Origin of the sequence: Nocardiopsis coralli (assembly GCF_014892575.1) — a bacterium.
Lineage (GTDB): Bacteria > Actinomycetota > Actinomycetes > Streptosporangiales > Streptosporangiaceae > Nocardiopsis > Nocardiopsis coralli.
Window position 1 is genome coordinate 108632 of sequence record NZ_JADBGI010000013.1, and the last position, 23156, is coordinate 131787.

The window sequence follows — 23156 nt, forward strand, 5'->3', positions numbered from 1 at the left end:
CGGCCCCGTGTCGTGTCCGGGGTCGGCGACGCGGCCCAGCGCTGCGCCGGGCCACCGCGCCTCAACTGATGACGCGCCGGCGCATCTGGAAGCAGGCCAGGCTCCACATGAGCGCGATGAAGGCCAGCAGCACGCCGGTGTGCAGGAGCACCGAACCCGGCGTGAGCTGTCCGAACACACTCCCGCGGATGAGCTCGACCGCGTGGTAGAGCGGGTTGGCCATGGCCGCGGTCTGCACCCAGTCCGGCAGCTCCGTGACGGGGAAGAACGTGCCGGCGACCAGGAACAACGGGGTGAAGAGCCCGCTGAAGACGTAGTCCATGGAGCGGACCGAGGTGATCACCGACGAGATCCAGATCCCGAACAGCGCGAACGCGAAGCCGGCGACGAACGCGATCAACGGCACCGCGAACGCCCCGGGTCCCGGGCGCAGACCGAACGCGACCGCGACGAGCAGAGGCACGCACCCGTACACACCTGCGCGCATGGCCAGCCACAGGGCCTCGCCGGTGACGACCTCGCGCACGTCCACGGGGGCGGCCAGGACCGCCTGGTAGGTGCGCAGGTACCGGCGTTTGATGAAGGTGTTGATGACGGCGGGCATCATCGACTGGAACATGACCGAGACCGCGACGATGCCGGTCCCGAGGAAGTCGATGTAACTGAAGCCCGCGAGGGTTCCGATGAGCGCGCCCATGCCGAAACCGAACGCGAGCAGGTAGATGGTGGGTTCGACGATCGCGGCGAAGGTCGTGGCGCGCCAGGACTGCCCGTAGAGGATCCACTCCCGGGCGACGACACCGCGCACGGCGTCGAGTTCGAACCGGCCGGGCCTGACGTGCGCGCGGGGGCGGGCGTCGGCCCGGGTCTGTTGGGTGGTCATTCGACGTTCTCCCCGGTCAGGGCCACGAACACGTCCTCGAGGTTGGCCGCGCGCCGGTGCGGGGTGCCGAGCTGTTCGAGGAGGGTCTCGGGGATCTCCTCGGCGCGCAGGGCGGAGACGGTGATCCCGGTGCGGCGGGTGGCGAACCCGTCCGCGTGCAGGAGCCGTTCCAGGCCGGACACGCCCTGCTCCCCCGCGGTGAACTCGGCGACGGTGCGGCCGGCGTGCTTGGCGACGAGCTCGGAGGGCACGCCGCGTTCGACGATGCGCCCGGCGGCCATGAGGGCGACCTCGTCGGAGAGGCGTTCGGCCTCCTCGATGTAGTGGGTGGACATCAGGACGGTGGCGCCCTCGCTGCGCAGGGCGTCGATGAGGCCCCAGAGCTCCTGGCGGACCTGCGGGTCGAGCCCGACGGTGGGTTCGTCCATGAGCACGAGCTCGGGCCGGTGGAGCAGGGCGCGCACGATGAGCAGGCGGCGGCGCATGCCCCCGGACAGGTCGTCGACGATCGTGTCGCCGCGGTCCTCGAGCTGGGCGAGGCGCATGGCGCGTTCGATGGCCTCGCGGCGGCCGCGGCGGGGGACGCGGTACAGGTAGCTGAACATGCGCAGGTTCTGCTCAACGGTGAGTTCTTCGTCGAGGTTGTCGTGCTGGGGGACGACACCCATGCGGGCGCGGGCCCACTTGGACTCGGCGGGGATCTCGTGGCCGAGGATGCTGATGCGGCCCTCGGTGGCCAGGGACTGGCCGGTGAGCATGCGCATCGTGGTGGATTTTCCGGCGCCGTTGGGGCCGAGCAGGCCGAGCACGGTGCCCTGGGGGACCTCGAGGTCGAGACCGTCGACGGCGGTGAGGGTTCCGAAGCGTTTGACGACGCCGCCGAGCCGGAGCGCGGCGACGTCGGTGGGGCCACCGGGGGCCGGGGCTGCGGACCGGCCGCTGGGAGGTGTGGTCATGGGTTCACGGTAGACAGCGGCACCCCGGCGGTTCCACTGTTTTTCCGCTGGTGGCGCCGCGTTTCCCCGGAATCGGACACCAATGACAATGACGAATAACGGAAACGGCACCCGGAACTCGGACATCGGTGCACACTTTTCCGTGCGCGAGATCGGTTGAATTCACCCACCTCCGGACGCAGGAAACAAACATTACTGTTGGGCGAAGAGCGCGTCAAACGTGCAGGTCAGTTCAGGATTTTCCGGAAAAACTTCCCTCTGGGCGCAGGATCTGTATAGTCACCTTCCACGCCTTTCGGGCGGGCTGGAACCCCGGCACGAACGCCGGACTGCCCGAAAGGAAGTCCTCCAGCCCGGACGGCCGCGCGGACTCGCGACCCGCGCGGTTCCCCCGCTGTCCACAGAATTTGGAGCGAACCCATGAGGTCCGCACGAACCATCCGCACGGCCGCCGCCCTGGCGGCCGCACCGCTCGCCCTGACCGGCCTGGCCGTCGCGCCGGCGAGCGCGCACGGAACCCTCGGCGACCCCGTCAGCCGGATCGCCACGTGTTACGAGGAGGGCCCCGAGAGCCCGCAGTCGGAGATGTGCGTGCGCCTGGTCGAGGAGAACGGCACCCAGCCGCTCTACGACTGGCACGAGGTGAACCTCCCCGACGCCGACGGCGAACACCGCGACATGATCCCCGACGGGGAGCTGTGCAGCGCCGGGCGCGACAAGTACTCCGCCCTGGACAACGCCGGCGACTGGACCGCGACCGAACTGCCCTCCGGCGGCGGCGAGTACACCTTCGAGTACACGGCCGCGGTGCCGCACGAGGGGTACATCGAGTACTACGTGACCACGGACGACTGGGACCCGAGCACCCCGCTGGCCTGGGACGACCTGGAGTCGGAGCCGTTCGTGGTGCACGACCGGCCGGAGGCGGAGAACGGGGTCTACGAGATCACCGCCGACCTGCCGGACAAGAGCGGCCAGCACCTGATCTACACGGTGTGGCAGCGCACCGACAGCCCGGAGGCCTTCTACAGCTGCTCCGACGTGGTCTTCGGCGGCGGTTCCGGGGCCACGACGACCGCGGCCGAGGGCGACGGGTTCGACGTGGACCTGACCGCCTACGAGGACGCCGACCACGGTGACCACGCCGAGCACGGCGCGGAGGAGGCCGACGAGGCTGCCGCTCCCGCCGACGACGACGGTTCCGGGTCCGCCGACGGCGCCGGGGACGACCACGGCGCACACGGGGACCACGACGAGCAGGCCGGCGGCACCCTGCCCGAGACCGGTTCCGCCGTCACCGGGCTCTTCGCCGCCGCGCTGGCCCTGATGGCCGCGGGCGCCGGTGCCCTGCACCTGACCCGCCGCCGCAAGAGCGCCGAGCAGGTCTGACCCTCCTCGGCACCAGGCCGATACGGCTCATGCCGGTCCGGCTCATGCCGACGCCCCGGGCGCGCGGAACCCCGCGCCCGGGGCGCTTCGCGGTCTACTGCGCGTCGGCGCCGTCGCGGTACAGGGAACGCAGCGTCTCCGGCAGCGACGTCGCGGGGCGGCCCAGGATCCGGGAGAGGTCACCGGTGACCAGGGACAGCTCGCCGTCGAGTTTGTTGCGGTCGATGTCGACGAGGAAACGCACCAGGCCGTCGTCGAGCCCGGCGTCCATGAGCGCCTCGGCGTGCGCCTCGGGGGTGAGGTCGCGGTACTCGACCGGACGGCCCAGGAGTTCGGTGATCTCGGCGGCCACCTCGTCGTTGGTCCAGGCGTGGTCTCCGGTGAGCTCGTACACGGCGCCGACGTGCGCGGCAGGGTCGAGGAGCACCACGGCCGCGGCCTCGGCCAGGTCGGCGCGGGAGGCTGCGGCCACCTGGCCCTTGCCGGCGCTGCCGACGAACGCGCCGAACTGCGCGCCCTGCTGCAGCTCGGCCTCGAAGAGCTCGCTGTACCAGCCGTTGCGCAGCACGGTGTGCGGGACACCGGAGGCGGCGAGCATCTCCTCGGTGAGCTCGTGCTCGGGGGCGAGGATCAGCGTGGTGTCGCCGGCCTTGACCACGCTCGTGTAGACGATGTGGCCGACCCCGGCGGCCCGTGCGGCCTCGATGGCGTTGCGGTGCTGCGACTCCCGTGCGCCCACCTCGCTGCCGGAGACCAGCAGGAGCGCGTCGGCGCCGCGGAACGCCGCCTCGAGCGTGTCCGGGTCGTCGAAGTCGATGGCGGCCGTGGCCACACCGCTCTCCGCGAGCTCGGCGAGGCGGTCGGCGTTGCGTCCGGCGGCGGTGATCCCTGCCGGGTCGGTCCCGCGGGCGATGAGGTTCTCGACGGCGAGGCGGCCGAGCTGACCCGTGGCTCCGGTGACGACAACGGACATGGGGTGTTCCTCTCGTGGTGCGCTCCCCGGTGGTCCCCCGGGGCTCACCAGCGCCAACCGCCACACCTGACCGACCATTCCAGAAGTTGGGTACGCACCTTTTGGTAAGTTCCCCTGCATGGACACCCCGCCTGCTTCACGTGCGACCGAACGCGACCGGTTGATCGCCGCAGACCTCTTCTCGGGCGAGTGCACGTCCCGCCACCTGTTGTCGCACGTCACCAGCAAGTGGGGCGTGCTCGTGCTGGTCGCTCTGCACGAGGGCGACCGCCGGTGGAGCGAGCTCGTGCGCACCATCGAGGGCATCAGCGAGAAGATGCTCGCCCAGACCCTGCGCACGTTGGAGGGCGACGGGCTCGTGCTGCGAGACGCACGCCCGGTGGTCCCGCCGTACGTGGTGTACCGGCTCACCGACGCGGGACGTGAGGCCGCCGACCTGCTGCTCCCGCTGCTGCACTGGGTCGGGGAACGCACCGCGGAGGCCGAGCGGGAACCGGAGGCCGCGGAGAAGAGCGGCGCAGCGGAAGAAGCCGGCTCGGCGTCCCCCTCCGGCGGGACCGAAGAGGGCTGACTGCGCAGGGCCGTGCGGTCGGCCCGGTCACACGGACCGAGCCGACCGGGTTCCGGGTTCCTGTCACTGCATCTCGGAGTAGGCGCGGCGCAGGGTCCGCAGACCGCGCAGGCTCGCCTCGTACCGCGCGCCGACCGTGAGCAGGACCGCCCCGACGGCCGCGAACGGGAGCCAGTTGGGCAGCTCCACGAGCAGGTCCATGAACGGCGGCCCGAACGCGCGCACCGACACGACCAGCAGCGCGGCACCACCGATGACCAGCGGGGCCCGGAGGCGGGACCGCAGACCCCACAGGGTGACGGCGAGCCCGACGGCCACGACCGCGAGGATCCGCAGCACCGGTTCTTCCTCGACCACCGCGAGCACCGTGGACGGCCCCAGCAGCAACAGGAGTCCACCGCTGTGCGCGAGCCAGCTGGAGGGCACCGCGCCCCGGCCCGCGCGGCGGCTCCATTCCCAGCCCACGGCGACCGCGGCGAGCGCCGGCGGTGCGGTGTAAGCCTCGGGGACCGTGACGTCCCAGGAAGCGAGGGCGGTCCACAGGGCCGCGAACATCAGCGCGGTTCCGCCGAGCGCCAGGGGCCGGCGGTCGGGGCGTAGAGCGGTGCACAGGGACACCACGCCCAGGCACGCCAGACCGAGCGCGACGAGTTCCCCTCGCACCCCGAACACGATGGCCAGGACGAGCGCGGCGACGGCCCACAGGGACGCCGGGATCTCCGCGGCCTCGGTGAGCGGGCTCCGGAGGCGGGGCGCGACCGCCGCGACGGCCGCGGTCAGGGCGATCGGCAGCAGCGCGGCGTGTTCCACCGGCATCCCGAGGGTCAGCGGGACGACCAGGGTGCTGCCGCCGGTCGCGCCCGTGGCCACGGCGGTGGCGATGACCGCGACCACGGAGGTTCGGGCGAGTGCGGCGGCGGTGGCCCCCGCGACGGCGACGGCGAGCAGGGCCACGACCGTGGAGACGTCGGAGGCCAGCGCCCACATGAACGCCCACACGAGCACCGCGGCGCCCAGAAGCCCCGGGAGCCACAGGTCGACGGTGTGCTCCCGACGGAGGGCGGCGACCGTGGTCAGGGCCGCGCCGACGGCGAGGGTGAGCAGGAGCGCGGCCAGGAACGGCAGCTCCAGGACGACGGGGACCGGGACCAGGGCCACCGGTGCGACCAGCGACGCGACCACCAGGGACCGGGCACGGTCGAGCCTCCACGTCACCGCCAGGGCGGCGGCACCCGCCACCAGCACCGCGACCGCCGTGAGCACGCTTTCGGACGTGGACGTTCCGAGCACGGTGTGCGCGGACTGCCACAGGGCCGCGTCCGGCGCACCCCAGGGGCCGTGGGCGGCGGGCCCCAACGTGAGGAGCGGGGACAGGGCGGGCCCGGCCAGGAGAACGGTCACCGGCATGAGCACAACCCCGACGGCTCGGAGCACATCGCCCCAGGCCAGGCCGTACGCCGCGCACACCAGAGCGGTCAGGGCGGCGACCCACCAGAGCCCGAGCGGACCGCCGGTGAGGGCGGCGAACGCGGACACGTGCACCGTTCCGATAGCGATGGCCGTGCCCCAGAGTCCGGCCGAGGTCCAGCGCAGGGCCCGGGCGGCGACAGGGTCGGCAACGCGCGGGACCGCGAGGAGCAGGACGGTCAGGGCCAGGCCGGCGAAGACGAGCAGGGTCAGGGCGGTCGTGTACACCGAGACCGAAGACCACCCCAGGGCCCACAGGAGCACCAGGGAGCCCGTCAGGACCGGGACCCATCCGGCACGGGACAGGGCGGGGCCGGTGCTCTCCTCCACGTGGCGGGCGGGGATCGCGCCTCGCAGGGCCGGCATCCCCCGCAGCACGGGAACGGAGAGGAGCCCGGCGCCGACGGCCAGGGTCCACAGCACGGACACGGCGAACGGGGTTCCGAGCACGACGGGCAGCGGAACCAGGGCCACGGGTGCGACCAGGGACACGACCAGCAGGAGCCGGGCGCGGTCGAGCCTCCACGTCACCGCCAGGGCGGCGGCACCCGCCACCAGCACCGCGACCGCCGTGAGCAGGCCTTCCGAGGTCGACGTTCCGAGCACGACGTGCGCGGGCTGCCACAGGGCCGCGTCCGGCGCACCCCAGAGCCCGTGCACACCCGGTCCGGGTCGCAGCCACGGCCCCAGGGCGGGGCCGGCCACGAGAACGGTCACCGGCATGAGCACGACGCCCGTCCAACGGAGCGTGCGGCCGAGGGAGAGCCCGACCGCGGCACACACCAGGGTCACCAGCGCCGCGGCCCACCACCATCCGACGGCGGGGTCGCGGGTGAACGCGAGCAGAGCCAGGTGCACGGCGCCCACCACGAGCACCGTGGCCCACAGGGCGACCGCGCTCGCCTGCAGGGCACGTGCGACGGCGCGGATCGGGGCGGCGCGCGCGGCGGCGGCCCACGCGGGCACCCCGGCGGTGACGGCAGCAGCGTTCCGGGCCATGGACTCGGCTCGGGGCACACCCCGGCGCAGGAGGACCAGGGCGCCCACCGCCAGCGCGGCCAGGGTCGGCACCGAGGTGTACACGGAGGCGAGCGACCAGGCCAGCGCCCACAGCAGGACCACGGCTCCGACCAGGACCGGAACCCAGCGTGCCTCGGTCCGGTCACCCGACACGACCACGAGCGCCAGGAGCCCCGCGCCCACGGCCAGCGCCAGAACGACGGTCGGGGCGAACGGCGCTCCGATCACGATCGGCACCGGCAACAGCGCGAGCGGGGCCACGAAGGAGGTCACGAGAGGCCACCACGCACGGTCGAGCCACCACGAGAGCGCCACGGCCGCGGCGCCCGCGACCAGCACCGCGACCGCCGTGGCCGCGCCGCCGGAGACCGAGGTGTCCAGGACCGTGTGCGCCGGTTGCCACAGGGTCGGTGCGCCGCGCCCCACCTCCGGGACGAGGCGGGCGAGCGGGGCGAGGGCCGGGCCGGCCACGAGAACCGCGACCGGCATGAGCACGATCCCGGCCGGGCGGGCGGCTCCGCCCCAGGTCAGGCCGAACGCCGCGCACAGCAGGGTGACCAGGGCCGCGGCCCACCAAGGGGCGGACGGCTCCTGCGGGCCGACCTGGAGGGTGGCGGCCAGGACCATGACGTGGACGGTTCCCGCGACCATGGTCAGGATCCACAGGGCCAGGGCGCAGGAACGCAGTGTCGCGGCCACGGTGGCACCCGAGGCGCTCTTCCCCTCGGGCGCGCCACCGCTGCCCCGGCCCTGTGCGGAGGGAACGGGTTCTGTGGGGCGTGGTGTGTCGGTACGGGGGCGCAGGTGCAGGCACACGCGGGCGAGCACCGCGAACAGCACCAGGGTCGCGACCAGGGAGTGCTGCACGGCGGTGGACCACCAGAGGCCGAGCGCCAGGGTCGCGCAGCCGCCGATCGCCAGGGTCCACGGGCTGTGTCCGGGGATCCGGCGTGATGCGAAGAGCATCGCGGTCCCCAGGGCGAGGGTGGTCGCGACGAGGCCGGCGTGCGACGCACCGAGGAGGAGCACGCACGGCAGGACCGTGAGCGGCAGGGCGACGGCCAGGTGCGGGACCAGGTACTGCCGGGAGAGCAGTCGGACCGCGCCCGCGCCGAGCAGGGCCGCCACCAGGACGGGGCCGAACGTGAGGACGCCGGCGGCCGGGGTCTCGGTTCCGGCGCGGAGCATCTCGGTCGCGGGGACGCCCAGGAGCTGCAGGTCGTCGGCCCACCACCAGGCGAGGGGGCCGGGGAAGAGCACGCTCGCGGTGCGGGAGGCGGCCAGGGGCGCCAGGGCGAGCAGGAGGGCGGAGGCCACCGAAACGACCTCGCGGATCTCCCCGCGCGCCTGGACGAGGCCCGCGGATCCGGCGAGGAGCAGGACCGCGGCGATGGCCCACCAGGCGTCGGGGGTCGTGGTGGCCGGGACCGCGAACACCAGGGCGCCGAGCGCCAGCGCCGTCATCACACCCGCGCTCGTGCGCAGGCCGACGGGGGTGCACACGCGCAGGACCAGGGCGTCGGCGAGCGCGGTGGCGGCGACCACCGCCACAAGCCAGACCCAGGATCCGGTTCCGGGCGAGGCGGAGACGACGATCAGGACCGGGACCGGCTGGGCGAGCACCACGGCGACCGGGGCGTTGGCGTGCAGGGGCACGTACCGGCCGTGGAGTGCGAGGAGGGCGGCCACGACCGCGGTGGCACCCGCGGCGTACCCGGCCGGATCGACGCCGTGTCCGAGGAGGACCCACAGGAGGAAGGCGTCCACGCCGAGGAGGACGACGAGGAGCGCGCCCAGGGCCTGGGCGGTGGCGCCGAGCCCGCGCCGGTGCAGGGGGACGGCGAGCCACGCGACGCCCGCGGTCACGCTGAGGAGCATGAGGGCCCGGGTTCCGGTGTCAGCGGCGGTCCAGGCCCAGACTGCGAAGACGAGGGCGGCCACGGACATGAGGGCCGCGCCGAGCCCGAGGATGGCGTTGCGCGCGGAGTGGCGGCGGATCTCCGGAACCGCGCCGATCCCGGACCCCGCGACCCGAGCGTTCTCCCGACCGCGCCCACTCCCAGGCTGCGCCCCATCCACGGCGCGAACCTCACGAGCATCACGTGCGCCCTGCGCAGCACGCGCATCCTGCTCGGCGTGCGCAGCATGCACCTCGTGGATCGCGTGCGTCGCACGTTCCCCATGCGTCGCGGACCCGGCCTGCACATCCTGCTGCGCATGCACGCCCGGCGCCTGTGGCACCTCGTGTGCCCCATGGACACCCGGACCACCGTGTGCTTCGGGCGCCCATGCGGACGCGACGCGCGCAACTTCGGAGGCGTGCGCGTCGGTCCGGAGCGGCGCAGCCGCGTGCGCACCGGCCTCGAACCCCTCAGGCACCGCGGGCACCACCCGCGCACCAGGCGCAGCGGCCTGGCCCGGGGCCTCGTTCCCCTCGCGCGCTACGCGCGCCGACGTCGCCTCATGCGCGCCATGCGCATTCCGCGCCCCCGGCTCACCATGCGCGGCCTGCACACCTCGCTGGACACGTCCTTCATGCTCGTGCGCCTCATGCCGGACATCCGCCTCGTAGGCACCCTGAGCACCGCACGCAGCGCGGGCTTCATACGCCGCGGACATGTCATGCGCACCATGTGCGTCCTGCGCATCACGAGCGCCTTGCGCGCTACGCGCACCCTGCCGTTCGTACACATGCTGCGGGCCGTGCTCGGCCCACGAGCGGTGTGCCGACTGCGCATCATGCGCGCCGTGCGCATCACGAGCGACCTGCACGCTGTGCGCATCCCGTGCCGAATACGCCGCACGGGCCTCAGGTGTCTCAGGCGTCTCCAACGCCTCGGCCGTCGCATCAGGGGCGGGCACGGGCGTGGGTTCCGGCGCGGGGCTGGGGGCCGGGGTCGTGCGCAGGCGCGCGACGAGGGCGTCGCGTTCGGCCAGCAGCGTGCGAACGCGCCGGTTCAGCACCAGGAGACGGCGGTCGATCCGGCGCAACCGTTCCAGCAGGGGCGGGTCGTGTGCGTTCATACCGGCATCGTGGCGGCCGGCAAAGGGTCCGCACATCGGTACGGATACTCACCCGTACTGAGTACGAGAACCTCCCCACACCGTTGCTCGGGCACGAGGTAATTTACTCTCCGTCCCCGAGGGGCTGGTCAGAGGCGCGTAAAACCGGCACATTCCGTGATGTGACCCAAGGCACAGCAAAAACGGTGTTACGCGCTCGTGACGATGATGCAGGCTGAGGACGCTGAAACAGCATCCCCCCACGCCGCGTGAGACACCCACGCCGCGGACCGTCGAGCGGACCAGACCCTCCGCCCGTCCGCGCCGTTTCCCGGGCCACGCGGCCAGCGCGCAATCACGGCGGAACACGGCTTCACAAGAGCTGCGCCGTGCGTCAACGCGAAAGGGCGATCGTGCCACTCAACCCGTTCACACCGCGCCGCCTCAGCGCCGTCGGCGCCGCGGCCCTGGTCGCGGTCTCCACGCTGGCGGTCGGGGCCTTCGCCCAGACCGGCGACGTCGACCCCGGCCAGGCCTCCGCGGCCGCGGTACCGCCCGCGGCGAGCTCCTCGGAGGACTTCTTCGACGCCTCCCCCGAGGCCGGCGACGGCGAGGCCGACCTGGAGCAGCGCCGCTCCGAGGCCGAGCAGTCGGTCGACCAGGGCGTGCGCTCGGCGGGCGGCGAGGGCGAGGCCGTGCACGAGCCCGCACCAGAACCGGAACCGGAAGAGCCCTCCACCACGGAGAGCCCCGAACCCTCCGCCCCCTCCGGCGGCGGCAACACAGCTTCGGCCCCCGACGGCTCGGCCCAGGAGACCGCACTCGAGATGGTCCTGGACGAGGGTTGGGACGCCGATGAGTTCCACAACTGCCTGGAACCCCTCTGGGACAAGGAGAGCAACTGGAACCACACCGCTGAGAACTCCAGCTCCGGCGCGTACGGCATCCCCCAGGCACTGCCCGGGAACAAGATGGCCTCGCACGGCGACGACTGGGAGACCAACCCCGCGACCCAGATCTCCTGGGGACTCAGCTACATCAAGGACCGGTACGGAAGCCCGTGTGAGGCCTGGTCCCACTCTCAGGCCAACAACTGGTACTAATAGGGCTTTCCGTGCCATTGACCCCCTCTTGGGAAGGCAATCGTGCTACTCAACCGAATGTCGCTGCGTAGTACGGCGGCGGTCGGTGCGGCGACTCTGGTCGCCGGCGCGACTTTCGCTGCGACCGCTTTCGCGAACGACGGTCTCCAACCGGACGCGGCCCTGAACGCCGCCGCCCCGGACACCGAGACCGAAGAGCCGCAAGACACCGACACCGACGCCGAGAGCTCGGAGGAAGACTTCTTCGACGCCTCCGACGAACTCACCGAGGACGAGCTCGCCGAGCTGCGTGCCCAGGCCGGGGAACGGCGCGACTCCGTGCTCGGCGGCGGCGTGCAGTCCGGCTCCATCGAAGGATCCAACGTCGAGGAAGAGACGGAGGACGACGAGGAGGACGACGACTCCGGCTCCTCCGACCCCGGCTTCTCCGGCGACCCGAAGGAGTACGCGCTCCAGGTGGTCGAGTCCGAGGGTTGGGGCTCCGAAGAGTTCGACAACTGCCTCGAGCCCCTCTGGGAGCGCGAGAGCAACTGGGACCACACCGCCGAGAACTCCAGCTCCGGCGCGTACGGAATCCCCCAGTCCCTGCCCGGCGACAAGATGGCCTCGCACGGCGACGACTGGGCGACCAACCCCGCGACGCAGATCGACTGGGGCATCGACTACATCAAGGACCGGTACAACACGCCCTGCGCGGCCTGGGAGCACTCCGAGGCCAACGGCTGGTACTGATCCCGCCCCCGCACCACGCAGCACCGGGAAGGCCCCGCGGTCGTTCGGCCGCGGGGCCTTCCCCTGTTCCGGGGCGCCCGCAGGCCGCCCCGTCCCCGAGCCGGCAGCCGCCGGGCCCGGGCAGCGCCCCTACAGGTGCGGGTTGAAGGTCTCGATGACGTCCTCGTGCAGGTCGTCGTAGAAGTCCTCCTGCTCACGGGGCACGTTGACCGACACGTTGTACATCATCTGCTCGCCCTGGTGCTCGACGGCGACGGCGTAGATCCAGTAGTGCCGCTCCGGGGTGGGCCAGGTGTCGTTGGTGAACTCCGCCTCCATGAAGGCCACGTCCCAGTCCTGGGGGAAGTCGTCGTCGTCCAGCGCCCCCACGTCGAGCGACTGGAACCCGCTCGTGGACGGATCGTCGACGGTCCCGCCGTCGGTCTCGACGAGGTAGGCGTGGCTGCTTCCGGCGTCGAGCGGTTCCGACCAGCCGGCGACCCACAGCTGCTGGTCGTACCCGGGCGGGTAGAACATCGCGGTGTCCTGGCCGATATCGCTGTCGTCGACCTCCCACCCCTGCGGGTGGTCGATCGAGAACGGCTCGGCCCGGAACGCCTCCAGCTCGTCGTAGCCGGGCGGGTCCCCGTCCTCGTCCAGCTCCGGCTGGCCACCCGCCGCGTCCGGGTCGTCCGGTCCGCCCGGACCGTCGGGGCCCTGCTCGCTGTCGGGACGGTCCTCCCCCGGCGGCACCCCGAGCTGTTCGCCGTCACCGTCGCCCCCGGACTGCCCCACGGCGTAGAGCACGGCGCCCGCCACCAGCACCAGCGCGACCCCGGCGGCGCCGAAGGCGAGCATGGTCCCGGTACGCAGGCCGCGGCGCTCACGCCCGGGCTGGGCCGGGTGCGCGTGGTACGCGGGCTGCGCGTACGGGTCGTGGGGCGGCGGAACGGCCGCCGCGTGGGCGTGGTGGGGCTCCTGGGCACCGCTGGGCACCTGGTGCATGTGGGCGCCCGCGCCGCGCGTGGACAGCAGGTGCAGGGCCTGGTCGACGGTCATCCGCCGGTCGGGGTCGCGTTCCAGCAGCCCGGAGATGACCGGCTCCAACCACCCCGCGCGCTCCATCGGCGGCACCTGCCCGGAGACGACGGCGGCGATCGCGGCGGTGATGGTGTCGCGGTTGAACGGCGAGCGCCCCTCCACCGCGGCGTACAGGGTCACACCGATGGACCACAGGTCGTTGCGGTGCTCGGCCTCGCCGCCCTCGAGCCGTTCGGGGGCCATGTACTCGGGCGATCCGACGAGCGCGCCGGTGCGGGTGATGCTGGGCCCGCCCTCGATGGTGGCGATCCCGAAGTCGGTGAGCACCACACGCCCGTCGGTGGACATCATGATGTTGCCGGGCTTGACGTCGCGGTGCAGCACACCGACCTCGTTGGCGTGGTGCACGGCCCGCAGCAGGGAGTCGCCGATCTGCGCGACCCGCTCGGGGTCCAGGGCGCCCTCGCGCTCGAGCATCTCCGACAGCGACCCGCCCTCGACGAGCTCCATCACGACCCAGGGGCTGTCCTCCCACTCGAAGACGTCGTGGATCGTGATGACCGTGGGGTGGGAGACACGGGCGGCCGACCGGGCCTCGCGGCGCACGCGCGCGTGGGCGTCCTCGCGTTCGGCCGGGGTGAAGTGCCCGGGCAGCAGGACCTGCTTGATCGCCACGTCCCGGTGGAGCTGCGGGTCATGGGCCTGCCAGACGATGCCCATACCGCCCCGGCCCAGTTCGCGGCGGAGAACGTAACGGTTCGCGACGAGGCGCTCACCACCGCCGTTGCTCGACATGTATCGCCCTCTCGAAGCGGCTGACGGGGACCTTCCGACACCCGTGTCGGACGTGCCCCGGTACGGACTGGTTCCCCCGAGAGACTAGCCCCCGCACCGGCGGCCCTCACCCGCGCCCGCAGCCGTGACCCGCGCCCCCTCCCCCGCACACACGACGGGGCACGCCGCGGGTGCGCGGCGTGCCCCGTGAGTGCGACCGGAACTACTGGGAGTTGGTCATGTCCAGCACGTCGAGGGCGTCGTCGAGCTGCGCCTCGGTGAGCTTGCCGTCCTGGATGTAACCGCGCTCGAGGACCACCTCGCGGATGGTCTTCTTCTCCTTCAGCGACTGCTTGGCGACCTTGGCGGCCTCCTCGTAGCCGATGTAGCGGTTCAGCGGCGTCACGATGGAGGGCGAGGACTCCGCGTAGGTGCGGCACTGCTCCTCGTTGGCCTCGATGCCGGCGACGCAGCGGTCGGCGAAGACCCGCGACACGTTGGAGAGCAGGCGGACCGACTCGAGCACGTTGCGCGCGATCATCGGCAGCTGCACGTTCAGCTCGAAGTTGCCGCTGGCCCCGCCGAACGCGACGGCGGCGTCGTTACCCACGACCTGCGAGGACACCTGGAGCATGGCCTCGCACAGAACCGGGTTGACCTTGCCGGGCATGATCGAGGAACCGGGCTGCAGGTCGGGCAGGAAGACCTCGCTCAGGCCGGTCGTGGGGCCCGAACCCATCCAACGGATGTCGTTGGCGATCTTGCAGTACCCGGTGGCGATGGTCCGCAGCTGGCCGGACAGCTCCACGAGCGCGTCGCGGGCGCCCTGCGCCTCGAAGTGGTCGCGGGCCTCGGACAGCGGGAGGCCGGTGTTGGCGACGATCTCGGCGATGACCCGGCCGGCGAACCCGTCGGGGGTGTTGATGCCGGTGCCGACCGCCGTACCGCCCAGGGGCAGCTCGGCCACGCGCGGCAGGACGGCCTCGAGGCGCTCGACGCCGTAGCGCACCTGCGCGGCGAACCCGGCGAACTCCTGGCCGAGGGTGACCGGGGTGGCGTCCATGAGGTGGGTGCGACCGCTCTTGACCACGGAGGCGAACTCGATCGCCTTGCGGTTGAGGGCGCCCTCCAGGTGCCGCAGCGCCGGGATCAGGTCGTTGGCCACAGCGGCCGTGGCGGCGATGTGGATGGAGGAGGGGAAGACGTCGTTGGACGACTGCGAGGCGTTGACGTGGTCGTTGGGGTGCACGTCCAGGCCGCTGCGCTCCTTGGCGACCGACGCGACGACCTCGTTGGTGTTCATGTTGCTGGAGGTGCCCGAGCCGGTCTGGAAGACGTCGACGGGGAACTCGCCGTTCCACTTGCCGCCGGCGACCTCGAGGGCGGCCTCGCGGATCGCCTTGCCGTGGCCGTCGGGGATCACGCCCAGCTCGGCGTTGACCTTGGCCGCGGCGGCCTTGATCTCACCGAGGGCGGCGATGTGCGCGTGCTCCAGACCCTGCCCCGAGATCGGGAAGTTCTCGACGGCACGCTGCGTCTGGGCCCGGAACTTGGCCTCGGCAGGAACCTGGACCTCACCCATCGAGTCGTGCTCGATGCGGAACTCACTCATTGCTACCCATCTCTCCTGGGAAAACCTGTGAAACAAAGCCTGCCAGACACACGCGGCGCTCTGGGAACTCACCCACGGTTCACGGTGTTACGCACGCCATGCCCGCGTTCGTGCAGGTCACACCAGTCGCACAGGATCGGGCCCCGGGGTGGGCACACGGATGCGGGCCGACGGCCGGGCTCAGGCGCGGCCTCGGGGTGCGATACGGCGCCTGCGCACGAGGCCGCCCAGCCGACGGCGGCGCCTCGGGGCCCGCACCCGCACCACTCCGAACAGGGTGAACCCGGTGATCTCCAGCACCGGCGGGCGCGGGTGGTCGGCCGCGCGTGCGGTGGTGCTGTTGCGGCCGAGGAAGGAACGCCCGGTGATGCGCACCTCCACGCCCTCGGGCACGTCGATCTCCACCCGCCCGAGCACCGCGGTGACGTTGAGGCGCTGGTGGTTGCGCAGGAACAACGCCTCGCGCATGTCGATGTCGACCCGTCCGGCCACCGCGACGACGTTCTCGTCGGGGTAACAGACCCAGCGCCCGCGCCGGCTGAGGCCGGTCAGCAGCCCCATGACGGGTTGGGGGTCCAGGCGGATCGGTTGGCGTTCGGCGGGCAGCAGGTCGGCGGTCAGGGCCGGGAGTTCGCCGAGGGTCCGGGCGGCGTGGACCCGGTCGCTGCGCTCGTCGAACTCGTCCATGTCGATGCGGCCGTCGGCGACGGCGTCGCGCAGGGCGTTCAGGACACGCGCGCGGTCGCTGTCGGAGGCACGGAGCCGCTCGGGCGGGACTTCCTCACTCACAGCGCACCAGCTTAGGTCGTGGCGCTCCGGCCCGCCCTGATCCACCCCCGTCTCCGCGAGCCCGGCGCACCGCAGCACACCCGCCGTCCGACCCGCCACGCCCCCCGGGCACAGGGGCGGCCCGCCCCGAGGGTGCGCGGGGCGGGCCGGGCGGACGCCGCTCAGGTCTCCAGCATCTCGGTGACCAGGGCGGCCACCGGGGAGCGCTCCGAGCGGTTCAGGGTCACGTGCGAGAACAGCGGGTGGCCCTTGAGCTTCTCGATGACGGCCACGACCCCGTCGTGGCGGCCCACGCGCAGGTTGTCGCGCTGGGCGATGTCGTGGGTCAGCACGACCCGCGAGTTCTCACCCAGGCGCGAGAGCACCGTCAGCAGCACGTTGCGTTCCAGCGACTGGGCCTCGTCGACGATGACGAACGCGTCGTGCAGGGACCGGCCACGGATGTGGGTGAGCGGCAGGACCTCGAGCATCCCGCGGTCGACGATCTCCTCGATGACGTCCTCGCCGGCCACCGCGGACAACGTGTCGTGCACCGCCTGGCCCCAGGGGGTCATCTTGTCGTTCTCGGTCCCGGGCAGGTAGCCGAGCTCCTGGCCGCCGACGGCGTACAGGGGGCGGAAGACCACGACCTTGCGGTGGCGGCCGCGTTCCATGACCGCTTCCAGGCCGGCGCACAGGGCGAGGGCGGACTTACCGGTACCGGCGCGGCCGCCGAGGGAGACGATGCCGACGTCGTCGTCGGTGAGCAGGTCGAGGGCGATGCGCTGCTCGGCGCTGCGTCCGTGCAGGCCGAAGACGTCCCGGTCACCGCGCACCAGCTTCACCGACTTGTCCGGCTGGACCCTGCCCAGGGCCTTGCCGCGTTCGGAGACCAGCACCAGCCCGGTGTGGCAGGGCAGGTCGCGGGCCTCCTCGATGTCGCTGGAGCCCGACTCGAAGAGCTCGCCGATGCTGTGGGCGGGCACGTCGAGCTCGGCCATACCGGTCCAGCCGTGCTCGACGGCGAGTTCGGCGCGGTACTCGTCGGCGGTCATCCCGATGGAGGACGCCTTGATGCGCATCGGCAGGTCCTTGCTGACGAGCACGACCTCCCCCGCCTCGGTGTCCTCCTCCTCGGCCTCCGCTTCCAGGTCGACCTGGAGGTTGCGGGCCACGGTGAGGATGCGGGTGTCGTTGTCACCCAGCCGGAAACCGGCCGGGAGCACCCCCGGATCACTGTGGTTGAGCTCCACACGGAGGGTGCCACCGTCCTCGTTCACCAGGACGGGGACGTCCAGGCGGCCGTTGGCGACCCGCAGGTCGTCCAGGCGGCGGAGCGCGTCGCGGGCGAAGAACCCCAGTTCGGGGTGGTGCCGCTTGTGCTCCAACTCGGTGATGACCACGACGGGGATGACGACCTCGTGCTCTGCGAACCTGGTCATCGCCGACGGGTCGGCGAGCAGGACGCTGGTGTCGAGCACGTAGACGCGTGCCCCCTCCACGCCTACCGGGTGGAGGTCGGCGACGGACCGGGTGTCACGGCGATCGGTCGAGGTACTAGCCACTCGTTCTCCCCTTGGGTGCCGCTGGGGCACCCCGCTGTCACGGGATCATGGAGGACCGGGACCGGGCCCACGAGGGCCGGGTCCGGCCCTCCTCGTCGAATATCCGCGTGAACGCAGGGATTCAATGAGTTGGGGCCTCCCGAGCGGGTGGCCGCTCGCCACCCGCGCTCACCGACGCTACGCGCCGTCCGACCCGTTTTCCAGAGTTCGAGCCCCCGGCACGGTGAACACCGTGTGAAGAAGGCGGGGGCGGGGACGACCGGAGCGGGGTCAGTGGCCGAAGCGCCGGTTGCGCGCGCCGTACGAGCGCAGTGCACGCAGGAAGTCCACCCTGCGGAAAGCGGGCCAGTAGGCCTCGCAGAAGTAGAACTCCGAATGCACGCTCTGCCACAGCATGAAGCCGGACAGACGTTGCTCCCCCGACGTGCGGATGAGCAGGTCGGGGTCGGGCTGGCCGCGCGTGTAGAGATGCCGGGCAATGTCCTCGATGTCCAGGCGCTCAGCGAGCTCCTGGATCGAGGTTCCTCGGTCGGCCTCGTCGTGGAGGAGCGACCGCACCGCGTCGGCGATCTCACGTCTACCCCCATACCCGACAGCGACGTTGACAACCAGACCCGGATTGCCGGATGTGGCCTCTTCCGCCTCTTTCAGGGCACGGACCGTGGAGTCGGGCAGGATGTCGAGGGCGCCCACACGCTTGGTGTTCCAACCCTCGTCACGCAGCCGGACGATGGCCTGGTCGATGATGCGCACCAGGAGGCCGAGCTCGTCCTCGTCACGGGAGAGGTTGTCGGTGGAGAGCATCCACAATGTGACGACCTGCACACCGATCTCGTCGCACCAGCGGAGCACCTCGAAGATCTTGTCCGCGCCGGCACGGTGTCCGAGCTCGGCACCCCCCAGTCCGCTGCTCTTGGCCCAGCGTCGGTTCCCGTCCATCACGACACCGACGTGCCTGGGAATCTCCTGGCTGGTCAAGCGGCGTTCCAACCGCTTCTCGTACAGCCAGTACAGGGGGTCACGGAGCCCCATTGGCGAAACCTCTCAGAGCTGGATCAAAGACAGCACGACCGAATCGTGGACGTGCCGTTGGGGATACCACCAGAGTAGTTCGCCCTGAGAGGTCACGAGACAGTCAAGGACTTTCGCACGTGCTTGCGGCCCTGGTGAATTCGGGATTTGACCGTACCCAGGGCCAGGTCGAGCTCGGAGGCGATCTCGTTGTAGTCCATCTGACACAGGTCCCGAAGGACGAGCGGGGCCACCAGGTTGGGGCGGTCCTTCTCCAACTGGTCGAGGGCCTCCAGCAGGTCGATACGGGACCCGGCGATGACGCTCGTGGTGCGGGGGTCGCTCTGGTTGGGCATGCGCTCGGCCTCGGTGGGGTACTCGGCCGCGCGGCGCTTCATGGAGCGATAGGTCTGCCGGGCGGAGTTGGACACCACGGTGTAGAGCCACGTGGTGAACAAGGAGTCGCCCTTGAAACTGCCGATCTTGCGCGCCACCCGCAGGAGGGCGTCCTGGCACGCCTCCTCCGCGTCCTGGCGGTAGGGCAAGAAGCGCGAGCAGCGCCGGAGGACCTCCGGCTGGATCCGCCGGAGGAGGTCGTCCATCGCGGCCGCGTCACCGTCCTTGGCGCGGCGTGCGAGGTCCTCGAGCTCCTCGTCGACGTTGCTCGCGACCCGACGCTGTTTGGGCGCGGGGTTTCCCTCGTGGTCTGAGTGGTCACTACTGCGCATGACTGCTCTTCTCCCTGCTTCACGGGACGTCCGCCGGGTCGGCCGAATACCGCGCGCACCGGGGGCAGGCGGGGGCTACTCGTCCGGACGTCCACGGACCCCGGGGCGATCGTCTTTTCCGCACACGAGTTCGCTTTTCGCCCTCGTGCCATTCACGGGGGCGTACGGACTACCATCCGAGGTCTCCCACCAGTTTCCATGCCCGATGGGATGCGCGCTACCCGGAGTGGGGATCATATCCACAAGAGCCAACTCGAAGGCGTAGATGGTGTATTAGTGGGCAACGACCCCGTATTCACCCCTGACAGACCGAGGCGCACATGAGCCAACCGGAGGCTTTCGGACGGTATCGCGTGATCCGGCGCCTGGGATCCGGCTCCTTCGCCACTGTCTGGCTCGCCCACGACGACCTGCTCAATTATCCGGTCGCGATCAAGGTGCTCGCCGAGAACTGGGCGCACCAGATGGACATCCAGCACCGGTTCCTGGAGGAGGCGCGCATCCTGCGCCAGACCGACTCCACGTGGCTGGTGGCGGTCCACGACGTCGACGTGCTGCCCGACGGCCGCCCGTACATGGTGATGACCTACGCCGACCAGGGCAGCGTCGCAGACCTCGTCAAGCGCGACCAACTGCCGTTGGACGAGGCGCTGCGCCTGCTCACGGAGATCGGCCAGGGCATCACCGTGCTGCACAACCACGGCACGATCCACCGCGACATCAAGCCGTCGAACGTGCTGCTGCAGTCCTCCCCCGTGGGCCAGCGCGTGCTCGTGGCCGACCTGGGGTTCGCCAAGTCCATCGACGAGGCCTCGGGCTTCACCGCGGCGGCGGGCACCCCCGGGTACATGTCGCCGGAGCAGAGCATCCCCGGCGGCGACCTGGACGTGCGCTCCGACGTCTACTCGCTGGGCGCGGTCGCCTACGAGCTCATCACCGGCAAACAGGCCCCGCGCGCGCCCGTGCGCACCCCACCTGGCCGGATCCGGCCAGGGCTGCCTCCGGCGCTCGACGAGCTCATCATGTCGGCACTTTCGGCTGACCGAGACAGCCGTCCCGGCGATGCCAAAACCTTCACGGACCGTGTCAGGGCGATCCGTATGGAGCCGGACCCACTGCCCGGCGAGCAGCCGTGGTGGCGGCGGCACCGGCTGCAGTGGCGCCGGCTGGCGGTGCTCGGAGCGACCCTGGCCGTGATGGTTCTCACGCTGACCTCGGCCTTCGGGACCCCCTCGATGTCGCTGACCCCGGTCTACAGCGCCGCCCACGAACTACGCGTGGACGTGCCCTCGGAGTGGGCCTCCGAACTGCACTTGGACATGGCGGCGCGTCCCGCCGCGGCCGAGGCCGGCGCAGGCCCGGGGCTGCTGGCCGCCACCGACGCCGGCAACTGGCACACCACCCACGAGACCTCCTACGGCGTCTACACCACGCTCCTTCCGGGCGCGCGCGAGCTGGAGAAGGTCGCCGAGTCCGACCGCTGCGGCCATCCCCCGGTCGAGCGCCGGGTGGACTCCCAGCGGTGGGAGGGCAAGGTCTGGGAGTGGTCGGACTGTGACGACAACGGCGCCCTGACCGCCGCGGCCGTGCACGAGCCGGGCGAACCCAAGACGGTCTACCTGGAGATCCGCCAGCCGGAGTACCGCCCCGAGCTGGCCGACGCCATCATCGACGGGGTCCGGGTCACGGCCTAGACGGGCGCTCGCCCGAGCCCTCCGCCGTTCCGGGGTTCTTGCGGTGGTTCGCCTCGAAGCGCGCCTTCTTCTGACGGTTGCCGCACGTGTTCATGTCGCACCACTTGCGGGTGCGACTGCGGCTGGTGTCGAAGAACGCGGCCCGGCAGGTCGACGAGGCGCACAGGGCCAGCCGTCCGTCCCGTTGGCCGGCGATGATGCTGATCGCGTCGGCCGCGATCACGCCGAGGGCATCCTCCACGGAGGAGGCCGAGCCGAGCCGCCACTGCCGCTCGCCCTCGGGGGTCAGGATCGCAGCGGCCCGACCCTCGACGCTTCGGTCGTTGATGACCTCGACAGCAGAGACAGGCAGGGGGTCCTGGACCGCGGCCGCCGTGGCCGCGAGGTGGATCGATTCCCTCAGCTCCCGAGCGCGGTCGAGCTGGGCCTCGGTGCAGGCGTCGGTGACGAGCCCGTGCACGGCCAGCCAGTCCACAAAACGCTGCGGCGTAGGGATGCGCTCCACAGGGCTGCCATGGCGCTCGGTCAGGGTCGCGGTGAAGCTGGTCGCCAGCTCGGTGCCGAGCCGGAAGTCAGGGAATTCGACAGGCATGGAACCACCATAGCCGGTTCTCATTCACGTTGCAGGCTGGTAGAACCGTCAATGCCGGTTCGCATGTGGTCGTAGCCGGTTCCGCGACACCAGGAGGACCCATGTCCCGCCCGAACAGCGACGTGCAACCGTTCGAGTCCCGCGCGGCCGATGCCGAAATCAGCGATCTGCGCGCGCGGTTGGCCGCCGCGCGATTGCCCGGGGCCGGGACGGTCCCCCGTTCCGCGACCGGCCGCCAACGGTGGGAACAGGGCGTGCCGCTCACCGACCTCGCCGATCTCGTCGACCACTGGCGCACCGAGTACGACTGGCGGTCGTTCGAGGAGCGCCTCGACCGGATCGGCCAGTTCCGCACGACCATCGACGGTCTGGGGATCCACTTCCTGCACCGCCGGTCGCCGCGGGCGGACGCCACGCCGCTGGTCATGACCCACGGCTGGCCGGGGAGCATCGCCGAGTTCGTCGACGTCGTGGACGACCTGGCCGATCCCGAGGATCCCGGGGCCCCCGCGTTCCACGTCGTGGTCCCGTCGCTCCCGGGCTTCGGCCACAGCGACAAGCCGGCCGCGGAGGGCTGGGGAACCGGAAGGATCGCGGCCGCGTGGGTGGAGCTGATGGGCAGGCTCGGCTACGGCAGGTTCGCGGCCCACGGCGGCGACTGGGGAGGCGTGGTCACCACGGTTCTCGGCGGCAGGTACCCGCGGCACGTTCTCGGCATCCACACGACGCTCGCGCAGGCGCCGCCCGGGATGACGGTGGACGGGCTGACCGCGACCGAGCGCAGGTGGGCCGAGGAGACCGAGGACTTCTGGCACCACCGGTCGGCGTACGCGAAACAGCAGGCGACCCGGCCGCAGGCCATCGGATACTCGCTCGTGGACTCGCCGGTCGGGCTCCTCGCCTGGATCCTCGACAAGTTCGCCGAGTGGTCGGACACCGCGGACAGCCCGTTCGAGACGATCTCCAGGCACAGGTTCCTCGACAACGCCACCCTCTACTGGCTCACGCGGTCCGGCGCGTCATCGGCCGGCATCTACCACGAGAGCCACGGCGGCGTGAACGCGCTCGACCCCGGGCTCCGGGTCGATGTGCCGTCGGCGATCACGGTCTACCCCCGCGACATCGAGAAGTGCCCGCGCCCCTGGGCGCAGGAACGGTACCGGCGGATCGTGCGATGGAACGCACCGGAATCCGGGGGGCACTTCCCGTCGCTGGAGAGGCCCGCGTACTTCGTCGAGGACCTGCGCCAGGGGCTCGGGGCGGTGTTGGCCGCCCGGCCGTGAAAGCGACCGGGC

General features: G+C 71.6%; 17 protein-coding genes. 6 read left to right on the forward strand and 11 right to left on the reverse strand.

The window, feature by feature from the left end:
* Positions 1-61: 61 nt before the first annotated feature.
* Together IDM40_RS16070 and IDM40_RS16075 are read right to left on the reverse strand one after the other, a co-directional pair.
* Complete coding sequence (locus IDM40_RS16070) at positions 62-883, reverse strand: ABC transporter permease (RefSeq protein ID WP_193122815.1); 822 nt, start codon at positions 881-883, stop codon at positions 62-64.
* A complete protein-coding gene (locus IDM40_RS16075; RefSeq protein WP_193122816.1) occupies positions 880-1839 on the reverse strand; it encodes an ABC transporter ATP-binding protein in 960 nt (319 codons plus the stop codon). Before IDM40_RS16075 ends, IDM40_RS16070 begins: the two co-directional genes overlap by 4 nt.
* 420 nt (positions 1840-2259) lie before the next feature.
* Here IDM40_RS16075 and IDM40_RS16080 point away from each other — a divergent pair, with 420 nt between their 5' ends.
* A complete protein-coding gene (locus IDM40_RS16080) occupies positions 2260-3228 on the forward strand; it encodes a lytic polysaccharide monooxygenase auxiliary activity family 9 protein (protein ID WP_193122817.1) in 969 nt (322 codons plus the stop codon).
* A gap of 94 nt (positions 3229-3322) precedes the next feature.
* Here IDM40_RS16080 and IDM40_RS16085 read toward each other — a convergent pair whose 3' ends face one another.
* Positions 3323-4201, reverse strand: a complete 879-nt coding sequence (locus IDM40_RS16085) for an SDR family oxidoreductase (RefSeq protein WP_193122818.1) — start codon at positions 4199-4201, stop codon at positions 3323-3325.
* A gap of 118 nt (positions 4202-4319) precedes the next feature.
* On the opposite strand from IDM40_RS16085, the gene IDM40_RS16090 reads away from it, so the two are divergent.
* Entirely contained in the window at positions 4320-4772 is a 453-nt protein-coding gene (locus IDM40_RS16090; RefSeq protein WP_193122819.1) for a winged helix-turn-helix transcriptional regulator, read from the forward strand.
* A 63-nt stretch (positions 4773-4835) separates the two neighbouring features.
* On the opposite strand, the gene IDM40_RS16095 is transcribed toward IDM40_RS16090, so the two are convergent.
* Positions 4836-9338 carry an SCO7613 C-terminal domain-containing membrane protein gene (locus tag IDM40_RS16095; RefSeq protein WP_193122820.1) on the reverse strand — a complete coding sequence of 1501 codons (4503 nt, stop codon included), beginning with the start codon at positions 9336-9338 and terminating at the stop codon, positions 4836-4838.
* A gap of 1337 nt (positions 9339-10675) precedes the next feature.
* Between IDM40_RS16095 and IDM40_RS16100 the strand changes: the two genes are divergently transcribed.
* Positions 10676-11365 (forward strand): aggregation-promoting factor C-terminal-like domain-containing protein, encoded by a 690-nt coding sequence (locus IDM40_RS16100; protein WP_193122821.1) that lies wholly within the window; start codon positions 10676-10678, stop codon positions 11363-11365.
* Between the two features lie 57 nt (positions 11366-11422).
* Positions 11423-12097 (forward strand): aggregation-promoting factor C-terminal-like domain-containing protein, encoded by a 675-nt coding sequence (locus tag IDM40_RS16105; RefSeq protein WP_193122878.1) that lies wholly within the window; start codon positions 11423-11425, stop codon positions 12095-12097.
* A gap of 129 nt (positions 12098-12226) precedes the next feature.
* Here the strand turns inward: IDM40_RS16105 and IDM40_RS16110 are convergent, their stop codons facing one another.
* The 6 genes from IDM40_RS16110 to IDM40_RS16135 all read right to left on the reverse strand — a co-directional run bounded on the left by IDM40_RS16110 (position 12227) and on the right by IDM40_RS16135 (position 19575).
* Positions 12227-13912 (reverse strand): serine/threonine-protein kinase, encoded by a 1686-nt coding sequence (locus IDM40_RS16110; protein ID WP_193122822.1) that lies wholly within the window; start codon positions 13910-13912, stop codon positions 12227-12229.
* A gap of 202 nt (positions 13913-14114) precedes the next feature.
* A complete protein-coding gene (locus IDM40_RS16115; protein ID WP_193122823.1) occupies positions 14115-15503 on the reverse strand; it encodes a class II fumarate hydratase in 1389 nt (462 codons plus the stop codon).
* Positions 15504-15683: 180 nt separating this feature from the next.
* The gene (locus tag IDM40_RS16120) at positions 15684-16292 is read right to left on the reverse strand and encodes a DUF1707 SHOCT-like domain-containing protein (protein ID WP_193122824.1); all 609 of its coding nucleotides are present in this window, start codon (positions 16290-16292) and stop codon (positions 15684-15686) included.
* A 161-nt stretch (positions 16293-16453) separates the two neighbouring features.
* Positions 16454-17836, reverse strand: a complete 1383-nt coding sequence (locus IDM40_RS16125) for a PhoH family protein (protein WP_407939981.1) — start codon at positions 17834-17836, stop codon at positions 16454-16456.
* Between the two features lie 270 nt (positions 17837-18106).
* Positions 18107-18868, reverse strand: coding sequence for an isoprenyl transferase (locus IDM40_RS16130; protein ID WP_193122825.1), 762 nt, complete (start codon positions 18866-18868; stop codon positions 18107-18109).
* Positions 18869-18960: 92 nt separating this feature from the next.
* Entirely contained in the window at positions 18961-19575 is a 615-nt protein-coding gene (locus tag IDM40_RS16135) for an RNA polymerase sigma factor (protein ID WP_193122826.1), read from the reverse strand.
* A 320-nt stretch (positions 19576-19895) separates the two neighbouring features.
* Here IDM40_RS16135 and IDM40_RS16140 point away from each other — a divergent pair, with 320 nt between their 5' ends.
* Positions 19896-21269, forward strand: coding sequence for a serine/threonine-protein kinase (locus IDM40_RS16140; protein WP_193122827.1), 1374 nt, complete (start codon positions 19896-19898; stop codon positions 21267-21269).
* Here the strand turns inward: IDM40_RS16140 and IDM40_RS16145 are convergent.
* Complete coding sequence (locus IDM40_RS16145) at positions 21259-21861, reverse strand: CGNR zinc finger domain-containing protein (RefSeq protein ID WP_193122828.1); 603 nt, start codon at positions 21859-21861, stop codon at positions 21259-21261. The genes IDM40_RS16140 and IDM40_RS16145 overlap by 11 nt on opposite strands.
* Positions 21862-21962: 101 nt before the next feature.
* Between IDM40_RS16145 and IDM40_RS16150 the strand changes: the two genes are divergently transcribed.
* Positions 21963-23144, forward strand: coding sequence for an epoxide hydrolase family protein (locus IDM40_RS16150; RefSeq protein ID WP_193122829.1), 1182 nt, complete (start codon positions 21963-21965; stop codon positions 23142-23144).
* Positions 23145-23156: the final 12 nt, after the last annotated feature.

Coding starts and splice junctions, on each gene's coding strand:
- IDM40_RS16135 (WP_193122826.1), bottom strand. CDS start 19,575: ATGCGCAGTAGTGACCACTCAGACCACGAGGGAAACCCCGCGCCCAAA.
- IDM40_RS16130 (WP_193122825.1), bottom strand. CDS start 18,868: ATGGGGCTCCGTGACCCCCTGTACTGGCTGTACGAGAAGCGGTTGGAA.
- IDM40_RS16145 (WP_193122828.1), bottom strand. CDS start 21,861: ATGCCTGTCGAATTCCCTGACTTCCGGCTCGGCACCGAGCTGGCGACC.
- IDM40_RS16075 (WP_193122816.1), bottom strand. CDS start 1,839: ATGACCACACCTCCCAGCGGCCGGTCCGCAGCCCCGGCCCCCGGTGGC.
- IDM40_RS16110 (WP_193122822.1), bottom strand. CDS start 13,912: ATGTCGAGCAACGGCGGTGGTGAGCGCCTCGTCGCGAACCGTTACGTT.
- IDM40_RS16080 (WP_193122817.1), top strand. CDS start 2,260: ATGAGGTCCGCACGAACCATCCGCACGGCCGCCGCCCTGGCGGCCGCA.
- IDM40_RS16140 (WP_193122827.1), top strand. CDS start 19,896: ATGAGCCAACCGGAGGCTTTCGGACGGTATCGCGTGATCCGGCGCCTG.
- IDM40_RS16150 (WP_193122829.1), top strand. CDS start 21,963: ATGTCCCGCCCGAACAGCGACGTGCAACCGTTCGAGTCCCGCGCGGCC.
- IDM40_RS16090 (WP_193122819.1), top strand. CDS start 4,320: ATGGACACCCCGCCTGCTTCACGTGCGACCGAACGCGACCGGTTGATC.
- IDM40_RS16105 (WP_193122878.1), top strand. CDS start 11,423: ATGTCGCTGCGTAGTACGGCGGCGGTCGGTGCGGCGACTCTGGTCGCC.
- IDM40_RS16085 (WP_193122818.1), bottom strand. CDS start 4,201: ATGTCCGTTGTCGTCACCGGAGCCACGGGTCAGCTCGGCCGCCTCGCC.
- IDM40_RS16070 (WP_193122815.1), bottom strand. CDS start 883: ATGACCACCCAACAGACCCGGGCCGACGCCCGCCCCCGCGCGCACGTC.
- IDM40_RS16115 (WP_193122823.1), bottom strand. CDS start 15,503: ATGAGTGAGTTCCGCATCGAGCACGACTCGATGGGTGAGGTCCAGGTT.